This is a genomic window from Luteirhabdus pelagi (assembly GCF_016827595.1).
GTDB lineage: Bacteria > Bacteroidota > Bacteroidia > Flavobacteriales > Flavobacteriaceae > Luteirhabdus > Luteirhabdus pelagi.
On sequence record NZ_JAECMS010000001.1, the window covers coordinates 531,848 to 551,400 of the forward strand.

The 19,553-nt window shown below is 41.3% G+C and carries 20 protein-coding genes; 9 read left to right on the plus strand and 11 right to left on the minus strand.

Annotation, left to right across the window (positions count from 1 at the left end; genetic code table 11):
* Positions 1–73: 73 nt before the first annotated feature.
* The 5 genes from I4Q58_RS02430 (at position 74) to I4Q58_RS02450 (ending at position 5,928) form a co-directional block, all read left to right on the plus strand.
* Positions 74–1,372 carry a hypothetical protein gene (locus I4Q58_RS02430; protein ID WP_203293345.1) on the plus strand — a complete coding sequence of 433 codons (1,299 nt, stop codon included), beginning with the start codon at positions 74–76 and terminating at the stop codon, positions 1,370–1,372.
* Positions 1,362–2,513, plus strand: coding sequence for a glycosyltransferase family 2 protein (locus tag I4Q58_RS02435; RefSeq protein WP_203293347.1), 1,152 nt, complete (start codon positions 1,362–1,364; stop codon positions 2,511–2,513). Before I4Q58_RS02430 ends, I4Q58_RS02435 begins: the two co-directional genes overlap by 11 nt.
* 451 nt (positions 2,514–2,964) lie before the next feature.
* Positions 2,965–3,675, plus strand: a complete 711-nt coding sequence (locus I4Q58_RS02440) for a glycosyltransferase family 2 protein (protein ID WP_203293349.1) — start codon at positions 2,965–2,967, stop codon at positions 3,673–3,675.
* Positions 3,672–4,310 (plus strand): lipid-A-disaccharide synthase N-terminal domain-containing protein, encoded by a 639-nt coding sequence (locus I4Q58_RS02445; protein ID WP_203293351.1) that lies wholly within the window; start codon positions 3,672–3,674, stop codon positions 4,308–4,310. The genes I4Q58_RS02440 and I4Q58_RS02445 overlap by 4 nt, the downstream gene beginning before the upstream one ends.
* Positions 4,303–5,928 carry an ArnT family glycosyltransferase gene (locus I4Q58_RS02450; RefSeq protein ID WP_203293353.1) on the plus strand — a complete coding sequence of 542 codons (1,626 nt, stop codon included), beginning with the start codon at positions 4,303–4,305 and terminating at the stop codon, positions 5,926–5,928. The genes I4Q58_RS02445 and I4Q58_RS02450 overlap by 8 nt, the downstream gene beginning before the upstream one ends.
* Here the strand turns inward: I4Q58_RS02450 and I4Q58_RS02455 are convergent, their stop codons facing one another.
* The 5 genes from I4Q58_RS02455 to I4Q58_RS02475 all read right to left on the minus strand — a co-directional run bounded on the left by I4Q58_RS02455 (position 5,929) and on the right by I4Q58_RS02475 (position 10,066).
* Positions 5,929–6,492: a phosphatase PAP2 family protein gene (locus I4Q58_RS02455; protein ID WP_203293355.1), complete on the minus strand. Its 564-nt coding sequence runs from the start codon at positions 6,490–6,492 to the stop codon at positions 5,929–5,931. It lies immediately after the preceding gene.
* A complete protein-coding gene (locus I4Q58_RS02460) occupies positions 6,485–6,715 on the minus strand; it encodes a hypothetical protein (protein ID WP_203293357.1) in 231 nt (76 codons plus the stop codon). The genes I4Q58_RS02455 and I4Q58_RS02460 overlap by 8 nt, the downstream gene beginning before the upstream one ends.
* 48 nt (positions 6,716–6,763) lie before the next feature.
* Positions 6,764–8,098 (minus strand): MATE family efflux transporter, encoded by a 1,335-nt coding sequence (locus I4Q58_RS02465; RefSeq protein WP_203294344.1) that lies wholly within the window; start codon positions 8,096–8,098, stop codon positions 6,764–6,766.
* 287 nt (positions 8,099–8,385) lie between these two features.
* Complete coding sequence (dnaJ, locus tag I4Q58_RS02470; RefSeq protein WP_203293359.1) at positions 8,386–9,507, minus strand: molecular chaperone DnaJ; 1,122 nt, start codon at positions 9,505–9,507, stop codon at positions 8,386–8,388.
* A gap of 1 nt (position 9,508) precedes the next feature.
* The gene (locus I4Q58_RS02475) at positions 9,509–10,066 is read right to left on the minus strand and encodes a nucleotide exchange factor GrpE (RefSeq protein WP_203293361.1); all 558 of its coding nucleotides are present in this window, start codon (positions 10,064–10,066) and stop codon (positions 9,509–9,511) included.
* A gap of 156 nt (positions 10,067–10,222) precedes the next feature.
* On the opposite strand from I4Q58_RS02475, the gene I4Q58_RS02480 reads away from it, so the two are divergent.
* Positions 10,223–10,897 (plus strand): YceI family protein, encoded by a 675-nt coding sequence (locus I4Q58_RS02480; protein ID WP_203293363.1) that lies wholly within the window; start codon positions 10,223–10,225, stop codon positions 10,895–10,897.
* Between the two features lie 48 nt (positions 10,898–10,945).
* Here the strand turns inward: I4Q58_RS02480 and I4Q58_RS02485 are convergent, their stop codons facing one another.
* The 3 genes from I4Q58_RS02485 to I4Q58_RS02495 all read right to left on the minus strand — a co-directional run bounded on the left by I4Q58_RS02485 (position 10,946) and on the right by I4Q58_RS02495 (position 13,187).
* Entirely contained in the window at positions 10,946–11,848 is a 903-nt protein-coding gene (locus I4Q58_RS02485; RefSeq protein WP_203293365.1) for a TIGR01777 family oxidoreductase, read from the minus strand.
* A 106-nt stretch (positions 11,849–11,954) separates the two neighbouring features.
* Positions 11,955–12,638: a tRNA (5-methylaminomethyl-2-thiouridine)(34)-methyltransferase MnmD gene (gene mnmD, locus I4Q58_RS02490; RefSeq protein ID WP_203293367.1), complete on the minus strand. Its 684-nt coding sequence runs from the start codon at positions 12,636–12,638 to the stop codon at positions 11,955–11,957.
* Positions 12,639–13,187: a DUF4920 domain-containing protein gene (locus I4Q58_RS02495; RefSeq protein WP_203293369.1), complete on the minus strand. Its 549-nt coding sequence runs from the start codon at positions 13,185–13,187 to the stop codon at positions 12,639–12,641.
* A 111-nt stretch (positions 13,188–13,298) separates the two neighbouring features.
* On the opposite strand from I4Q58_RS02495, the gene I4Q58_RS02500 reads away from it, so the two are divergent.
* Complete coding sequence (locus I4Q58_RS02500) at positions 13,299–14,375, plus strand: branched-chain amino acid aminotransferase (protein ID WP_203293371.1); 1,077 nt, start codon at positions 13,299–13,301, stop codon at positions 14,373–14,375.
* 141 nt (positions 14,376–14,516) lie between these two features.
* Here I4Q58_RS02500 and I4Q58_RS02505 read toward each other — a convergent pair whose 3' ends face one another.
* Positions 14,517–14,909: a pyrophosphohydrolase domain-containing protein gene (locus I4Q58_RS02505; RefSeq protein ID WP_203293373.1), complete on the minus strand. Its 393-nt coding sequence runs from the start codon at positions 14,907–14,909 to the stop codon at positions 14,517–14,519.
* A gap of 300 nt (positions 14,910–15,209) precedes the next feature.
* Positions 15,210–17,249, minus strand: a complete 2,040-nt coding sequence (locus I4Q58_RS02515; RefSeq protein WP_203293377.1) for a dipeptidyl-peptidase 3 family protein — start codon at positions 17,247–17,249, stop codon at positions 15,210–15,212.
* A 92-nt stretch (positions 17,250–17,341) separates the two neighbouring features.
* On the opposite strand from I4Q58_RS02515, the gene I4Q58_RS02520 reads away from it, so the two are divergent.
* Together I4Q58_RS02520 and crcB are read left to right on the plus strand one after the other, a co-directional pair.
* Positions 17,342–18,403 carry an SRPBCC family protein gene (locus tag I4Q58_RS02520; RefSeq protein ID WP_203293379.1) on the plus strand — a complete coding sequence of 354 codons (1,062 nt, stop codon included), beginning with the start codon at positions 17,342–17,344 and terminating at the stop codon, positions 18,401–18,403.
* Positions 18,404–18,769, plus strand: coding sequence for a fluoride efflux transporter CrcB (gene crcB, locus I4Q58_RS02525; RefSeq protein ID WP_203293381.1), 366 nt, complete (start codon positions 18,404–18,406; stop codon positions 18,767–18,769).
* Here crcB and I4Q58_RS02530 read toward each other — a convergent pair.
* The gene (locus I4Q58_RS02530; protein WP_203293383.1) at positions 18,766–19,374 is read right to left on the minus strand and encodes a DUF1684 domain-containing protein; all 609 of its coding nucleotides are present in this window, start codon (positions 19,372–19,374) and stop codon (positions 18,766–18,768) included. The genes crcB and I4Q58_RS02530 overlap by 4 nt on opposite strands.
* Positions 19,375–19,553: the final 179 nt, after the last annotated feature.

Genomic DNA, 19,553 nt, shown 5'->3' on the forward strand with positions numbered 1-19,553 from the left:
TTGCTATGATTACGTAAAACTAAAATTATTTTTACATTGTTTCAACGATTCGTTGACAATTAAAAATGTTTGTTTGAGATTTAGTTTTATATCGTATCGCCCACTCCCAAAAGTTGAAAAGCGGATACTACTTGCTATCCTAATTATAGTTAGTATTGGTTTGCTATTGAATCCTCCCATTTTTTCACCGGCTAGCTATAGTTTTACGGGCGCCTCCATCGTTCGCTATCCGGTATACGTAATTTTCATGAAGGTTTTGGAGGTACTCTTTGGACAGAATTTGGGTATCGCCACCGTTATCATTCAATCATTATTCGGAATGGTGACCCTATATTTCTTCTACCTAAAACTGAATCATGTTATCAGAATACCGCTATGGCTTCGAATTATAGTTGGAATACTACTTTTCGTTCCCTATTTCCCTCCATTTCTCATCGCGCATAATATTGCGTCGGAAGGATTGGCGTATCCCCTGTATCTTTGGATGCTTTATTACACCATCAATACCTTCTGGCTTCGCAAGTCGCAGCATCTAATCTATTTTGGCATAGCCTTTTTAGGATTAGTGCTTACCAGGGGGCAGTTTGTTATTATAGCTCCAATACTTGCCGTAATCTATCTTATCTGGCAAAGAAAGAAAGATGGTGTAAGGAAAAAACTCTTTACCTGTGCCATCTTATTTAGCTTACCTTTTCTAGCTATTACATTAGATGCTACCTTTAAGAAAATGGTATATGGCCTTTTCACTACTTCTCCCTACACCTTTGTTAATGCCGTTGCTATGCCATTATTTCTTTCAAATTGGGACGATAGAACTGCAATAAAGAACAGCGACGATCGGGCTATTTTTGAGGAATCCTATCGCTTTATTGATAGTCTCGACTTGTTAGCAAGCAAAGTAAGGCAAGGGCCGCAAGCCCAATATCAATTGTTTCATGATAATTTTCCTAGAATATGCAATCAAAATATTCATGATTACGGAAAACGCTATTATCGTCAGCAAGGATTTGAGTTGGGACCTGAATTCATCAAAATTGAGAATACTTGCAAGAATTTATATTTTATTCTCGTGGGCGAAAATTGGAAGCAGTATCTCGTCTTATATACCACTGGGTTATCGTATGGCTTTGGCTCCTACTGGATTTGTCTATTGGCATTTATTCTTTTTGGATATACCGTTGTTGTTTTCCTAAAAAATCCAACAGATGAAAATGCCCTTTTGTTTTTCTTTGCTACCCTGGTAATGTCGAACGCTTTGGTAACCGCATTTGCTTGTCATAGCATACAACGCTATTTATTCTACAACTATTTCATAGAATGTTTGCTTCTATTTCTAATTGGTAAAAAGATATATTTGCGCTATGCATCCTGAAGTATCCGTCGTAATGCCGTGTCTGAATGAAGCCGAAACTTTGGCTGTTTGTATCAAGAAAGCCCAAGGTTTTTTTGAAAGGGAGCATATTGAAGGTGAAGTCATAATTGCTGATAATGGTAGTACAGATGGCTCCCAGGATATTGCACGAAAATTAGGCGCTACGGTACAGCCTGTCTCGGAAAAAGGATACGGAAATGCCCTGAAAGGTGGAATAGCTGCTGCCAATGGCACTTATATAATGATGGGTGATGCCGACGATAGCTACGATTTCTCGAATATGATGTCGTATGTCGAAAAACTTCGAGAAGGGTATGACTTGGTTATGGGAAACCGTTTTAAGGGTGGTATAGAAAAAGGAGCTATGCCGTTTCTTCATAAATACCTAGGTAATCCAGTACTCTCCTTTATCGGACGCTTATTTTTTAGATTGAAAATAGGCGACTTCCACTGTGGGCTTCGCGGATTTAGTAAGGAAGCCTACAACCGAATGGAGTTGCGTACAAGCGGAATGGAATTCGCCAGTGAAATGGTCGTAAAAGCAGGTTTGAAGAATATGAAAATTGCCGAAGTGCCCACAACCCTATCAAAAGATGGGCGGTCGCGTCCTCCCCATTTAAATACGTGGAAAGATGGCTGGCGACATTTGCGTTTTTTGCTTTTATACAGTCCAAAATGGCTGTTCTTATTGCCTGGAGCGGTTGCTATGAGTGTCGGACTTATTTTTTCATTCATTCTATTTTTCGGACCGTTGACGCTTTTTGGTGTTACATTCGATGTGCACACATTACTCTTCTCGACGGGATTGTGGCTGACCGGTTTTCAGTTAGTGTTGTTTTATGGACTAACGAAGGTATATACGGTAGAAAATGATTTGCTTCCAAAATCGAAAAAATATGACCGCCTTTTCAAAATACTGAATCTAGAAAAAGGGTTATTGCTCGGTGGCTTCTTAATTCTTATTGGTATTATGCTCGCCTTGATCGCTTTCTTCAACTGGAAAGAACTCAATTTCGGAAATATTGAAAACCATGTTACCATGCGAATGGCTATTGGGGCGGTAACTGCAATTCTCTTCGGTGTACAGACAGCGCTGTTTAGTCTGTTTTTTAGCGTACTTGGGTTGAAAAAAGCCCATTAGTCGGTAGTCTTTAGTCGGTAGTCCTAATGTAAAGTGAAAAACTAAGGGCCAAGAGCTAGATGCTGGGTGCTGGGTGCTGGGTGCTGGGTGCTGTAAACAAAAAGCAAAATAACACATTGAAGCAATAGTATCAAATCACAAATTCCAAATTCCAAATTCCAAATTCCAAAAGCTAAACTTGTTGGTCAATAGTCACGTGCGATATTTCTCCACTGCTCAACTTCTATATTATTTCCTAATTTTCAACTTGCCTCCTTACGCCATTATATAATTTTCAAATTGACAAATTATTCCTCACAGCATCAACAGTAACAATAGCATCAAATTCCAAATCACAAATTCCAAAAGCAAAGATTGCAACTATCAAATTCATCTTCACCTATAATTAAAAGCATGCTTCTTTCATAGGTTCGCTGAAATAAAATACTTTTGCCCCAACAAGCGCAATCGTATGTACGAATTTACTATCATCGTTCCCGTGTATAATGAAGAGGAAAATCTCGAAAGGGTTGAGAAAGAATTACTTTCCTATATTGAAAAAGCCCCTAAAACGACAGCCATTCTCTTTGTGAACGATGGCTCGAGCGATAACAGTCAGCAGCTGATTGAAACCATCTGCCAGCGACAAGAACACTTTCAGTTTATATCCTTTGTTGAAAACCGTGGCCTTAGTGCTGCCATTAAAGCTGGATTCGACACGGTGACTTCTCCATTAGTTGGGTATATCGATAGCGATTTACAGACACATCCAGAAGATTTCAACTTATTGCTAGAACACATAGGGGAATACGATTTGGTAACGGGTGTACGTGCCGATAGAAAAGATTCGTTTGTAAAGAATATGTCTTCAAAAATAGCGAATGGTATTCGTAGAGCATTCACACATGACGGCATGGACGATACCGGCTGTCCGTTGAAGGTTATTAAAACCGAATATGCAAAACGAATTCCTATGTTCACGGGACTTCATCGTTTTTTACCCGCCATGATTCTTCTTCAGAATGGAAAAATAGTGCAAATTCCGATTCGCCATTTCCCCAGAACGGCGGGAACCGCAAAGTATCATTTGTGGAACCGACTTTTTGGTCCGTTGGTCGATTGCTTCGCATACTTATGGATGAAAAAGAAATACATCAATTACGAAATTGAGAAAAAAGGATGATTGAGCAGTTAAGCTATATCACCCTCATCGGATTTTTAGGGCAAGGACTCTTTTTCTCGCGCTTTTTGGTACAATGGCTCCTCTCTGAAAAACACAAAAAGGTTATCACCCCTTCCGTTTTTTGGAAACTTAGCCTGCTAGCCTCCATTATTTTCTTCATTTATGGTTATCTGCGCGAAGATTTTGCCATCATGCTCGGCCAATCCCTTACCTATTTCATATACATCCGAAACCTTCAGCTACAGGGCGAATGGCAAAAGATGCATCGCGTTTTTCAATGGTTGTTCTTTGCCTTTCCATTGTTCATCGTAATTTATTCCTATAACAATGGTGAGTACGATTTACAGCAATTCTTTAGCAGCAACAATATTGCACCTTGGTTATTAGTATTGGGGATTGTTTCGCAACTCGTTTTTATCTTTCGATTCGTTTTTCAATGGTTGGTGAGCGAACGCAGCAAAACGTCGCAACTCCCCTTGGGTTTTTGGGCCATTAGCCTTACAGGATCCGTATTGATTCTATTGTATTCCATTTTCCGTCAGGATATTGTGCTATTTTCGGCTCATAGCGTCGGAATGATTGTGTATATTAGAAACATAATAATCTGGAGAAAAGAACGTCGCACCCATGCGTAAATACCAATATTTCATCTTATTGGCCTTTACCTGCCTGACTGTTTATTTTTCGAACCTCAATATGTTACCCGTGAACATCATGGAGGCGCGAAATTTTATCACGGCTCGGGAAATGGTAGACGATGGCAACTGGCTACTCACTACCCTTAATGGCGAACCACGCTACGAAAAACCACCATTACCAACTTGGCTTACCGCTATTTCAGGAATGGTATTCGGTTTCGACAACCAAGCCGGTTTACGACTCCCTGCTTCGCTTATAACTGTAGTGCTACTATTGCTATTCTATAAACTTTCGGAACGCATTACGAAGGATATGGAAGTTGGCCTTATCGCTTCACTCGTACTAGCGACCTCCTTTTATATGGTGTTTGCGGGTAGAAACGGTCAATGGGACATCTTCACCCATGGGTTTATGATGATCGGCATCTATTTTCTCTATAAACTCTTCACCCAAAAAACAAAACACTACTCCTTTGCCCTTTTGGCTGGATTAGGGATTGGCGCTTCGTTTATGAGTAAGGGCCCTGTTTCCTTTTACGCCTTATTGCTACCGTTTTTAATTGCTTATGGTTTGGTGTTGAAAGGAAAGGAAATCCGAAATCGGATTGGTCCGCTGTTAGTTGTCTTATTCGTAAGCGTCATTGTTTCAGGTTGGTGGTATGGGTATGTGTATTGGAAAGATGCGGAGCATTTACTTGCTATTACTGGTGAAGAGACCGAAAATTGGACCAGCTATAACATTCGTCCTTTTTATTACTATTGGAGCTTTTTCACCCAGAGCGGCATCTGGACGATTCCTGCCTTCATCAGTTTGTTGTATCCCTATTTGAAGGATAGGGTGACGAACAAAAAAGCCTACACCTTTAGTTTACTTTGGACCGTGGCTTCGGTGGTGTTGCTTTCAATTATTCCAGAGAAGAAATCGCGCTATCTATTGCCTGTTTTAATTCCATTGGCATTGAATATTTCTTTCTATATTCAGTATTTGATTCACAATTTCAAGGACATTCGGTCAACACTTGAAAAGATTCCTGTCTACCTTCACTTCGGCTTGGTAGGGTTAATAGGTATCATTTTCTCCTTTGGCGGCTATCTATACCTACAGGAGAAGGTGGATGGTTTTTGGGTGTGGTATTGTTTACTCGCTATTGCGCTATTGGGATTTGGTATTTTTATACTGAAGAATTTGTTTCAGAAGAATATCCGTTGGGCGTTTTATTATACGGTTCTTTTCGTTTGTTCGATATTGATTTTCGGATTACCGATGACAAATACGCTTCTTCATAATGAAAACTACCAATCCATTTCAGCATTGAAGGAAACGGCTCCCGTGAAGGACCTCAACATTTATGAATACAATGAGTTCTCACCTGAAATTGTATGGAATTACAAAGCACCTACGCCAGTATTGAAATCGAAGGAAAAATTAGAACTACCTTCGGAAGAAACCTTTGGTGTTTTAGTTCGAGATCAGGCATTAGAAAATTTTGAACAGGATTTTCAAGGTTTTTCAGTCAAAAAACTTGGTGAAGTAGACATGAACTCTGCAAGTCCCGGAAGCCGTTCGCATCGTAAGCGGTTAGTCCGAACGTTGTATAAAATCTCTAGAAAATAATTAGGCCCACTTTCGATTGGCCCATCGCTGAAGTCCGTAGGCACCCCATCCAATCCAAGCTCCGAAAAACATCCCGGTAATAATATCCAACGGATAGTGAACTCCCAGATAAATCCTACTGTAGGCTGTTCCGATTGCCCAAACTAATAGTAAAAAGGGAAGATAATAATACCGTTTACGCAATAATAGCCCCATAAATACTGCTGCAGCCATGCTACTAGCTGCGTGGGCCGAAAAATAACCATAACGTCCGCAGCGTTCTGCAACAAAGCGCATTTGATCTTGTAGTGCTTCTACCTGACACGGACGTGGACGCTCGAAACCGTGCTTAAAAAGGTTTGAAAGCTGATCGGTGGCGGTAATCATTAGCGCAGCAGCAACCAAGATGATCCCTGTTGCTTTCCAACCGTATTCGCGATAGATTAAAAATAGCATGAGCGCATACAGTGGAATTGACGACCACTTTTCGGTGACGAAGTTCCAAAACCCGTCCCATGAGGTATTTCCCAATCCGTTTAGGAACAAAAATAATTCGGTGTCATATTCCAGCAGCTGATCAATCATCCTCGTAGCGTGCTACTTCACGGTCGTAGAATTCGGTGGCTTCCCGAATAAAGTTTTCGGTTTCACTTTCGAGTTCCTTCTGATCGTGTGAATCGAATTCTTCTAACCATTCTACTTCATCATTGGCTAGGTTGATGATAAAACGAGGAAATTCGGTATGAATGACAAAAACCGCATCTGGAAAATCGGTGTTATCGCCAAGTAGGTATTTTGGTATGTCCATATTCTTTTATTGTTTGTTTCGCTACGCGAATTTTAAAAATACTATAATTTATGTCAATGCCGAATCCTTTACAATAAGCCGGTTCGACAATTTGTTGAAACGAATAAACAGCAAAACGCCCGAAGCAGTTAGTCCCGCCAAAAGTCCAATCCAAATACCACTGCTGCCATACTCTTCATGCATACTCAGGTAATAGGAAATCGGAAAACCGATGGCCCAGTAGGCTATAAATGTTATGACCGTTGGAATTTTCACATCTTGCATACCTCGCAAGGCACCTAAGGCTACCACTTGAAGCGTATCCGAAATCTGGAAAATAGCTGAAATCAATAATAATTGGGCTGCAATTGTCGCCACTTCCAGGTTATCCAATCGTTCTGCCACATTATCGTAATCCAAATACAGTTTCGGAAGAGCATCCTTAAAAATTACAAACAATAGGGCGAAAACAACAGCCAGCAATATTGAAAGGAGAAATATTGAAAACGCGATTCGCCTTAATTCTCGAAATCGCTGCAATCCTTTTTGATTTCCCACCCGAATCATTGCAACCACACTAAACCCCGTTGCCACCATAAAAGTCATGGAAGAAAGGTTGAGCGCAATCTGATTGGCCGCTTGTGGGTTCTTTCCCAAAATTCCCGACAACCAAATGGCTGCAGTAAAGATTCCGACTTCAAAAAACATCTGTAGGGCTGAAGGCATGCCCAGGTTCATCAACTTCTTGAGTTCTGTTTTGGCAAGCTCGAAGAACTTTATATTGAGTACAAATGGTCTCGATTTCTTCTTCCGACTGAGCATATACCACAGATAGGCCACCATAACCACTCTCGATGCCAACGTTCCGATGGCTGCCCCTACGATTCCAAGTTGGGGCATCCCCCATTTTCCGAAGATGAAGATATAGTTCAGAAAAACATTTACTATGTTCGCAACGATGGTTGCATACATGGGATATCGCGTAAGAGAAAGTCCATCGCTAAATTGCTTAAATGCCTGAAAAACGATCATCGGCAAAAGAGACACAGCAACCAAGTTTAGGTATGGCATTGCAAGCGCCACAACTTCTGGCGGTTGGTTCATAGCGTACATCAAGGGTTTACCGGCAAATACTAAAGCGACTAAAAGAATTCCGAGTACCGTACATAAAAAAAGGCCGTGTTTAAAGGCCGATTTTCCCTTGGTAAAGCTTCCTTCCCCATCTGCCTCGGCGACTAGCGGTGTAATCGCAGTAGAAAAACCAATCCCGAAAGACATCGCAATAAACATAAAGCTATTCCCAAGCGATACCGCGGCAAGTTCAGCGGTACCTAATTGCCCAACCATAATGTTATCGACCAAAGCCACAACAGTATGCCCGAGCATGCCGAGGATAACCGGCATAGCAAGGTGTACATTATAGCGGAACTCTTTGGTGTATTGCTGCAGCACTGCGAAAAATTTTGGCAAAGGTAGAAAAGTGAAGCAAGGAAGCCTTTGGGATTCAAGATTATTTCATCGATTAGTATTTGTAATCCTGATGAAAAACTAGCAACCTCCCTAAAAACAAAACCCACCCTCAATAAAATCAAGGGTGGGAAAAAAATTGCTATGAAAAAGAAAAATTATCGCACAAAAGATTGTTGCGACATTTCAAATATAGGGAAAAATATGAGAATATTAACTTTTAATTAAGAAAACATATCTTTTACTTTTTCGAAGAACGACTTATCCTCCTGTTTTGGCTGTGGCTCGAAGTTTTCGTCGTTATGCATTTTTTCAAAAAATTCGCGTTGTTCCTTTGTCAATGTCTTCGGTGTCCAAACATTTACATGAACTAATAAATCGCCAGTTCCGTATCCATTAATACTTGGAATCCCTTTATTTCGTAAGCGAAGAATCTTTCCACTTTGCACGCCAGGTTCTACTTTAATACGAACCTTACCGGTAACGGTATCAATTTCTTTACTGGCTCCCAAAGCAGCTTCAGAAAAGCTGATATATAAATCGTAGTGAAGATTATCGCCTTCCCGTTGTAAGGTTGGATGATCCTGTTCTTCAATGGCGACCAATAAATCGCCAGGAATACCATTACCAGGAGCATCGTTTCCTTTTCCGGACACCTTCAATTGCATGCCATCTACGACACCAGCCGGAATTTTAATGCTTACGGTATCTTCAGTAGTAATCATACCATGCGCATCGGCATTGCCGGGCTTCTTATCGATAGTTTGCCCTGCGCCGCCACACGTACTACAAGTTGTTGCGGTTTGCATTCGCCCCAAAATAGTATTCTGAACACGAGTAACTTGACCCGTTCCGTTACAAGTACCACAAGTAGAGTAGGTAGTTCCTTCTGCTACTTTCTTTCGTTTGACCTTGATTTTCTTTTCAACGCCATTTGCTATTTCATCTAAGGTCAATTTTACGCGTATACGAAGATTGCTTCCCTTTACGGTTCTGCGACCACCGCCGCCAAAACCACCGAAGCCACTAAATCCGCCTCCGCCACCGAAAGCACCACCGAAGATATCGCCAAACTGACTGAAGATATCATCCATGTTCATGCCTCCGCCGCCGAAGCCACCGCCTTCAAAGGCTTGATGACCAAAACGATCGTATTTTGCCTTTTTCTCGGGATTGCTCAATACCTCATACGCCTCGGCTGATTTCTTAAACATCTCTTCAGCTTTATCGTCTCCGGGATTCTTATCCGGGTGGTATTTGATCGCCATCTTCCGATAGGCTTTCTTTATTTCCGTCGCACTGGCATTTTTATCAAGTCCCAGTATCTCATAATAATCTTCCTTCATACTATTGTCCTGTTACCACTTTTGGATAGCGAATAATGCGGTCGCCTAATTTGTATCCCGTTTCGATGACATCAATAATTTTTCCTTTCATTTCATCATTAGGAGCCGGCACTTGTGTAACCGCCTCATGAATATCGGCATCAAAGGTATCTCCCACCTGTGTTCCGATAGGTTCCAATCCTTTACTTTTTAGCGTTTCGCGTAATTTATTACTGATGAGTTTCACCCCTTCATACAAACCATCGTCGCCAGACTTTTCAATTTCCTTCAACGCACGATCGAAATCGTCGATTACCGGAAGTAAAGCCGTCATGACTTCTTGTCCAGCCGTTTTGAAGAGATCCATCCGTTCGCGGCGGGTTCTATTTTTATAATTTTCAAATTCAGCAAAAAGACGCAGATACTTATCTTTTTCCTTTTCATATTCTTCGCGGAGTTGATCCAATTCACTCAACTCCTCGGCCTTTTCCTGCGTGTTTTCAGCATCAGTAGCCTGCTCTTGCTCTTTTACAGCCACTTCCTCCTCCTGCTTTTTATCTTTTTTATCCTTTTTACCCATAAATGAGAACATTAAAATTTTTATTTCGAGGGTGCAAAAGTACTGCCATTTGGTTTATAATGTCAAAATGTCACGGCTTTATTTTAATAGTATTTTAAGAATAAATGAGCGGCGGCTCTCTATTTTTACAGAAACCAAGAAATTTTATAAAAACCAATGAGAAAGACCATCAAACATTTAGCACTAGCACTTATTATTGCTACTGGCGCAGTTTCTTGTAAGGAAGGCGCAAAAGAGGCAGAAACTTCAGAGGCTCAAGAAGCAGCAGAAGCTTCCGATATGGCTGTAAACTATTCAGTAGATACGGATAATTCACGGATTTTATGGGAAGGCAGCAAGCCTACTGGAAAGCATAACGGATATGTAATGCTTTCTTCAGGTGAGTTTAGCATGAAGGATGATATGATCGAGGCTGGAAAATTCGAAATCGATATGAATACTATTACCGATGAGGATTTGGAAGGCGAGCAAAAAACAAACCTTGAAAATCACCTAAAAGGAACTGTTGAAGGAAAAGAAACAGACTTCTTCAATGTGAAGGAGTATCCTACCGCAAACTTTGAATTGACAGGAATGAATCAGAAAAAAGGAAAAACGATTGTTAGCGGAAATCTTACGATTAAAGACCAAACGCATAACATTCAATTTCCTGCTACGCTAACCAATATGGATGATAAAATCCGTTTGGAGAGTGAACCATTCGCTATCGACCGTACAAAATGGAACGTAAATTATGGATCCAAATCCGTATTCGACGACTTAGGCGATAAGTTTATCAGTGATGATATGGTTATTACCATCAATCTAACTGCTAATAAAACAGGAGCGTAAGCAATATTGCTTCATAAGAGTAAGAAAGCCGGCGATTGCCGGCTTTTTTTATATAAGGTCACGAAGTGCGGTTTCAATATTAACGTACTGAAATTCGTAACCGGTCTTTTCAATTTTTTTACAACTGACCAATTGTCCTTCTAGCACTAAGATTGCCATTTCACCTAAAATCAACTTCAGCATAAAGCTCGGAACGTTCGGCAGCCAGAGCGACTTGCCCACTTCCTTCGCTATTTTTTGTGTCATTTTTTGATTGGTAACAGGGTTGGCCGCTACGGCGTTAAATACCCCTTCCAATCCGTTTTGTAAAATATGGTAGTAGATACAGCAGATATCGTTCAGGTGAATCCAGGAAATCCATTGCCGGCCGCTTCCCAGCGGAGCACCAACTCCATACTCAATGGGTTTTACCATTTTAGACAAGGCTCCGTCCTCTTCAGAGAGCACGACACCGGTTCTCACTTTTGCGACGCGAATGCCTAAATTTTTGAATTGGTCTGCTGCTGCTTCCCAAGCCACCACTACTTCTGCTAAAAAAGTATCGTCTACCTGTGTATTTTCTTCCGTATACATTTTCACCTTGGAATTCGGATAAATACTTATACCACTCGCTGAAATGAGATGCTGTACCGAATGGTCGATTTCCTGTAAGGTTTTGTAGAGAAGATTAGCAGAACTTGTCCTACTTTCAAGAATTGTTTTCTTATAACTTTTGGTCCATCGCTTCGCAATGGAAGCCCCAGCTAAATTGATAATGGCCAACACACCTTCGAAGGCTTTTTTATCTATTTCACCTTCCTTGGGGTTCCAGTAAAAACCTCTATAGTTTTCACTATCTTCAATCTTATCTTTGCTTGTGGTCAGATAATTGACTGGAATTCCTCCTGCATGTAACTCCTTCACAATACGACTTCCGATTAGGCCTGTCGCACCAGTAATTAATACTCTCATACCTTTAATACTTCTAAAACTTCATTATAAAAATACCCTGTATGAGTTGGAATGCCATAGCACTTAACGCAACCTTATGAATAAAGGGAAAACTTTATGAGAATGCTTATAAATCGCTTTTTTTCTTAATCGCTCGAAGCATATGGCGCTTTCCAGGAGGACCCGCCAAACGCGTTACTTCAAAGCCTAATTCTGGAAGCAGACGCTTTACACTTCCTTTGGAAGAATAGGTTACCAAAACTCCGCCAGGCAATAAAGCATCGTACATTTTCTGAAAAATATCCTTTTCCCAAAGTTCGGGTTGCACACGAGACCCAAACGCATCGAAATAAATAAGGTGAAAACTATTCTGATCGGAAATAGCCTCGAATTTCTGTTCTCTTATCCGAAGCATGAAAAAGGAGGTTACCTTATGTGAAGTTTCCCAGGAGAGGGTGTGCATTTTCTGAAACAGTGTAGCGTCGGCCGACAGTAGCTGCGGGTAATTAAGATGTTTTACTTCGTCTTCAGTTACGGGAAACCCTTCCACGCCGGTATAATCGATCTTCTTTTTATGTTTCTCAGCCTCTAATAGCGTAAGAAAGGCATTTAGGCCGGTACCGAAACCTATTTCTAAAATGGCAAGCGGGCCTGATAGCTTTTCATGGTCCCAAAAATAGTGAAGCCCTTGATCGATAAACACATATTGTGCTTCGACAAGGGCTCCATGTTTGGAATGGTATTGTTCATTCCATTCCGGAATGTGTAGGGTTACCGAACCATCATCGGTGGTGCGGATTTCTCGTTTCATCTATTGTTCCATTTCCATTTCTGGAAGCAATACACCATGTGAAATTACGGTATACGTAAGATCGGTTTCAGTAATGGCAGCGATTTCTTCTTCACTTTTACCAGCATCTTGAGCGAAGTGCTTTAAATCTTCTACTGAAGTTTCCTCAACATATGCTTTACCGGCAACGATCGCTTCTTGCTCCGCAATATCCTTTGGCATGAAGAATCCATAATCCTTGAATTTTACAAAGGCCTCATCGTTTTCGCCAACTTTCAAGCGCATCCAGCAGCCTTTCTTCTGACAAACAGAATTTACTTTCGCTTTAAATTTTACGTCGACCGTATCGCCAGGCTTCATACCTTGGAACTTCTTGAACATTTCTTCAGAAGTAAGCACTTCGGTATCGTTGATCTTTTCACCGAAAGAAGCGAAGGCCATATCGGCATCGGTAGCTTCTTTTTCAACTATTACTTCCTCTTCACTCATTGCGGCCTCTTCGTTTTTATTCTCTTTACAGGCTACAACGGCCAATGCCATGAAGAGAACACCAAAAATTGATTTTTTCATTGTATGGAATCGATTAATTTATTGTATCTTATTGACTGCAAGTTTACTAATTTTTTGAGAGTTTTTAGGCCTTTTTGCCTATTTTTGCAGCGTTCTAAAACATCCTATTCCATGAGTATTACCACCAATAAGCATATAACGGTTGATAAAGCAGACACCTCACGAATTTCGGAGGTCGATTTTGAAAACCTAACCTTCGGAACCGCTTTTACCGATCATATGTTTGAATGTGATTATAAAGATGGAAAATGGCAAAATCCGACGATTAAACCTTACGGGCCATTGACGATTTCTCCTGGCGCCAAGGTCTTTCATTATGGTCAGGCCGTTTTTGAAGGAATGAAAGCATACCGAGATGACGAATCGGGTCGTGTCTTTTTATTCCGTCCAGAGGAAAACTTCAAACGAATGAACATTTCCTCAAAGCGTATGGCTATTCCAGAGTTTCCAAAAGAATACTTTTTTGAAGCCCTTCATACATTGTTGGAACTAGATCGCGATTGGGTGAAGTCTGGGGAAGGAAATTCCCTTTACATCCGCCCGTTTGCCATGGCGACACAGGTAGGAGTTTCTGCAGCACCTTCCAATGAATACAAATTCATGATTTTGATGGCACCGGCACAGGCCTACTATACAGGCGATGTACGGGTTGTGATCGCGGAAAACTTCAGTCGTTCTGCCGATGGCGGGGTTGGTTTTGCAAAAGCAGCTGGAAACTATGGCGCACAATTTTATCCTACCAACTTAGCAAGGGAGAAAGGATTCGACCAAGTTATCTGGACCGATAGCAATGAACATAAATATTTGGAGGAAGCAGGTACAATGAACGTTTTCTTCCGAATAAATGATACGCTCATAACAGCGCCAACAAGCGATCGCATTTTGGATGGAGTCACCCGAAAGAGTGTGCTGTCATTAGCCGAACACGAGGGAATCGATCATGAGGTTAGAAGAATAACGGTTGAAGAACTTGTAAATGCTGCGAAGGATGGTTCGTTGAAGGAAATATTCGGTTCGGGAACCGCTGCGGTTATCAGTCCGGTAAGTGCGTTTAGCTATAAAGAGCAGACGTATGATCTTCCAAAATTGGCTGCGGAAGAAAGCTATGCAAAACGCTTTAAAAAGCAGTTGATGGACATTCAACAAAATCGTGCCGAAGATCCGTTTGGATGGCGGTATGAGGTGTAGCTGGCTGTAGGCTGTAGGCTGTAGGCTGTAGGCTGTAGGCTGTAGGCTGTAGGCTGTAGGCTGTAGGCTGTAGGCTGTAGGCTGTAGGCTAAAAGATATAAGGATAATATACTCTCACAATTCTTAATTCAGAATTCTCCACTACTCCTTACGATCTAGTATTTCTGCGATGTTCGGTTTAAAATAGTTCGGACCTTTCAACACTTTGCCGTCTTCGCGATAGATTGGTTTACCATCATTATCCAATTTACTCATATTACTACGTTGGATTTCCTCGAAGACTTCTTCAATTTTATACTGCATACCATGTTCCAAAATCGTTCCACATAAAATATAGAGCATGTCTCCCAATGCATCGGCCACTTCAACTAAATCATTATTGTTCGCGGCTTCCAGGTATTCTTCATTTTCTTCGCGCATCAGTTTATATCGTAAAAGGTTCTTGGCTTCCCCTAGGTCGGCAGTGGGCTTCTCTTTAATTCCTAATCCGAAGGCGGTATGAAATTTATGGACGGCGTCAAGCTTGTTCTTCATCGGTATCGTTTATATTAAGTAGAGGTTGTATTTTTGTGTCCTAAAACTACACATTTATGTTTTCTACCGGTCAATTAATTTTTGCTGCGCTCTTCGTTGTTGCATTTGTTATAATAATGATTGTAATGTACCGAAAAGACAAGAAGTTGCATCGCAAGCAGTATAAGGGCAGCGTTTGGATCTTGGTCGGATTTATCGTTTTTGTATTGCTTTTATTGGCAGCGAAATATTTCTTCAAGCAATAAAAAAACCTCCCACGGCAATGCCAATAGGAGGTTCCCAATCAGTAACCGAATTAAATTAATTTTCAGTAGGCAAGTTGCTATAATTTTCTGAATAACGAAGCATCTGCTCTTCAAACGTTTCAGGTTGGTAAATGGTGAAGCCTGTAATTTCCCCGTTATCATCCATAGTCGGACGAATCTCTGGGTTTACGAATCCACTATAAGGAGCGGCTTCAAACTGCTTATTTCTATCCAGCACCTGTTTGTGAAGCTCTTGATCTACCTTCACCCCATAATCCTCAACAAGGTTTTTTGCAGCTTCATAGTCGCCTTCAGAAGTGATACGCTGTGTTTCGCGTAGCAATTCACCAAACAACTCACGAAGACGCTGATAGTCCTTGATATCGTAATAGGTCTTTCCATCGCGTGTTACCTTTTCGATAACCCCTTCATCTTTACCTTTTTCATACACCCAAGCGCTCACCCACTGACGGTTACGCATGTGCGCTTCCTCTACATCGTCGCCTAATTCCAGACGAACCAACTGACCTACAAGACCGTTTCGGATATAGCCATCATAAGCAGCCTTCCCAGTTTTTTCCCAGTCTTCAACAAGTCCAAGTTCTTCCAATTTTGGATCCATCAAATAATACAATCCAAAAAGATCGGCACGACCTTCCTCGATCGTACTTTTATAACTTTTCAAAGTTTCCTTTGGTGTGCCCACTCCTGGATTAATCTGACCAGAAGCATGTCCTACCACCTCGTGAAGTGCCGTATGCAATTTATCGGCATTCTTACCGTATTTTTCTTCTAATTCAATTTCTTCTTCATCGTGGGCGAATTCCTTCAATCGGCCACTTCCACCAGCATTGTTATAGGCATTGATGATGTTTCCAAGTGATACCGACTTACTTCCGTGCGCCTGACGAATCCAGTTATTGTTCGGAAGATTTACACCAATTGGCGTACTTGGTGAAGCATCGCCAGCCTCTCCGGCAACGATAACCGTTTTATAGGATACCCCTTTAACGCTGTCTTTTTTATGCTCTTCCATCAACGGGCTGTTATCTTCGAACCACTGCGCTTCTTTCGAAAGCACGGCCATTTTCTTCGACATATCAAAATCCTTAATTTCTACGATGGTTTCGTAAGAACCTTTATACCCTTTTGGGTCGTTGTATACTTCAATAAAGCCGTTGATCCAATCGATATCGCCTTCGGTGCTTTCCACCCAAGCCACAGCATAATCGTCCCATGTATTAAGATCGCCCGTTTTGTAATATTCGATTAGCAACCCTAAGGCTTTTGCTTGTTGTTCATCTTCAGCAACACCTTTGGCCTTTTCCAACCACCCGATGATTTTATCGATGGCCGGGCCATACATACCGCCGCTTTTGTATACTTTTTCAACCAACTTTCCATTCTCCATTATCAATTTGGAGTTCAGGCCAACTTCGATGGGCTCATCGGCATCTACTTCAATCGCGCCATAGTAGTTTTCCACGTCGGCTGTAGTAACATCCGGTCCGTAGAAATTTATGGCGCTTTCCTTCACGATATCTGAATCCTTACTAAGGTTCACTTTTTTGCTATCCGCATCATTGAATAACACCTCTAGCGCTTCACCACTAAGGTCAGAATTGGTATCTGTCAACAACTGTTGAAGGTATTCCTTACTGAAATCCGGCTTCATCTTCGCATTGCTATAATGGTGGTGGATTCCGTTTGAAAACCACATACGCTTCATATAAATTTCGAAATTTTTCCAGTCTTCACTATCCTTATCACCTTCATAGTTTCGATAAATATTCTCGAAAGCCTTACGAATTTTTAAGTTATGGCGATAGTTTTGATCCCACATGATGTCACGCCCTTCCAAACCAGCTTGGGTAAGGTAATACACCAGTTTTTGCTCCTTTAGGGAAAGATCCTCCCATCCAGGAATTTGATATCGCAGTATGCGTAGATCGGCGAATTGATCGACTTTATAATCGAAATCGTCGGTCTGTTCTGCCATGGCTACCTCCTGCTCCTTCGGTTCCGACTTGTCTTCTCCACAAGAGAAAAAAAGCAAACCGCTAAGGGCGAAAGAGATAAATACAGTTTTTTTCATAAGAGTAATCGGTTTTGTTTTCAACAAATGTAGCAAAATATCTGCTGCTAATTTTAGTATCTTTATAACCCAACCAAAACCTTCGCTATATAATGAAACTACTCAAGTACCTATTCTTACTCATATTAATCGTAGTGATTGGTGCCGCTATTTATTTTGCCACCAAAGATGGTTCCTTCGATGTTGCTGCTACCAAAACCATGGAGGCGCCACCGGAAGTAATTTATAATCAGGTGAAGGATTTTAAGGATTGGCCAGAATGGGGCCCATGGATTGCAGAGGATCCTGATATGCAAATAGATTATGCCGAAAAAACGGAAGGAGAAGGCGCTTCCTATTCCTGGAAGAGTGAAAAAGTTGGCGATGGTTCTATGCGTACTACCAAAGTGATTCCTGCCAAGGAAATCGAACAAGAAATAACCTTCAACACTCCCATGGGCGATAGCGACAGCGATATTTATTGGAAGTTCGAGGAAACCGATTCGGTTGGAAAGACAAAAGTGACCTGGGGCATGAAGGGCGAACAATCCTTTATGGAAAAGGTATATATGAGTTTTCAGGAAGAAGACTTTGAAACTACGTTGAAGACGATGTTCGATAGCGGTTTGAGCAATTTAGAGGAAGTGGTAGAAGAAAGCATGGAAGCCTATTCCATCAATGTGGATGGTATAACCGAATATGGAGGAGGCTACTATATGTTTGTATCGCAAGCCAGTAGCAGAAACGATATCGGAGCTAAAATGGGACCGATGTTCGGACAAGTAATGCAATATATGCAGCAAAACAACCTGCAGCAGTCGGGACAACCTTTTGCTATCTATAATCAGGTGAATGAAGAAAGTAACTCGGTTATTTTTTCCGCTGCGATTCCCGTAAAGGAACGTGTGGTGGTCCCACCCGGTAGCAGTGTACAAAATGGATTTATGGAACCTGTACCGGCTCTGAAGGTAACGCTGAAGGGGGATTATACCAATATTCCTGAAGCCTACGAAAGAGCCAACGCTTACATGGCTGAAAACGGATTGCAGCCGAACCAGGACCGCAACATGTTCGAGATTTATGCGAACGATCCTGGGAACGTTCCAAACCCTGCCGATTACCTCACCGAAATATATCTACCCGTTCAGAAACCTACCGAACCAGAACTTCCATAAATGAAACAAGCGGCTTTGGTTTTTTTGGGAGGCGGATTGGGAAGTGTCCTCCGATATGTTATAGGAATATACCTCAACAGCACCAAAGATGATATTCCGTATGGTACTTTTCTAGCCAACATTCTAGGAAGTTTGCTTATCGGCTTGGTTTTGGGGTGGTCGCTCCGCAGCGAAACGCTTTCGCAAAATACCGTACTATTTCTCGCCACTGGCTTTTGTGGCGGCTTTACAACGTTCTCGGCCTTTGCCTATGAAAATCATGTCTTTTTAAAATCGGGCGACTTTATGACCTTTGCCCTTTATACGATAGGCAGTTTTTGCATCGGATTTCTGGCGGTCTTTGCCGGCATGTGGATGGTGCGTTAGTGCTTTTTGAACGCTTTCACCCCTGCTTCAATTCGAATGGCTAAATCGTTTTCCTCTGGAGGAATGGGACAGGAGTATCTCGGATTATAAGCACAATATGGATTATACGCTTTATTGAAATCCAATATTATTGTGTCGCCTTCCGGAATATACGCATCTAAAAATCGGCCACCACCATAACTACCATCGCCATTGGTTTCATCGGTAAAAGGTAAAAAGAGATAGTCTTTGTATTCGGGGTCTTCGTAGGGAGTGGTATTCTGATATAAATTGAGCTTTAACTTCTTTCCTTTTATGGTGAAGTGGGCTTCCCCATACTTCACATACTCAGGTAGCCTAGCCGTAGTCGTTGGCATAAAAAACGGTTCTTCATCGGGCGTTCGTTTGAAAGTAGCGGTAACACGGTAGGTTTCATCAATAGGAAAAAACTTCAACCCTTCAAACGTTTTAAAATCCTTCGCTGTTAGAATCGTTGTCTCGGCAGTTCCAAACTCCTTATTCTCCTTTTCTTGATAGTCCTGAACACTTTGTATGTAGGTTTCAGCATCTTGTGAATATGAAATGAATGAAATGGATAGCAGTAATAAGAAAGCAGTGTTTTTCATATGAATTCGTTTGCAGCAAGATACAATTCTACTTCATTTTAAAGAAAAAAAGGCTTCAATTGAAAAAATTGATTACTTTTACTTCAAATAAAAATCCGCGATGAACACTCGTCAATATATTCGTATCCAACAGGTTGTGACCAAGGGTCATAACTTCGGGAGTGCTGTATATTGATATT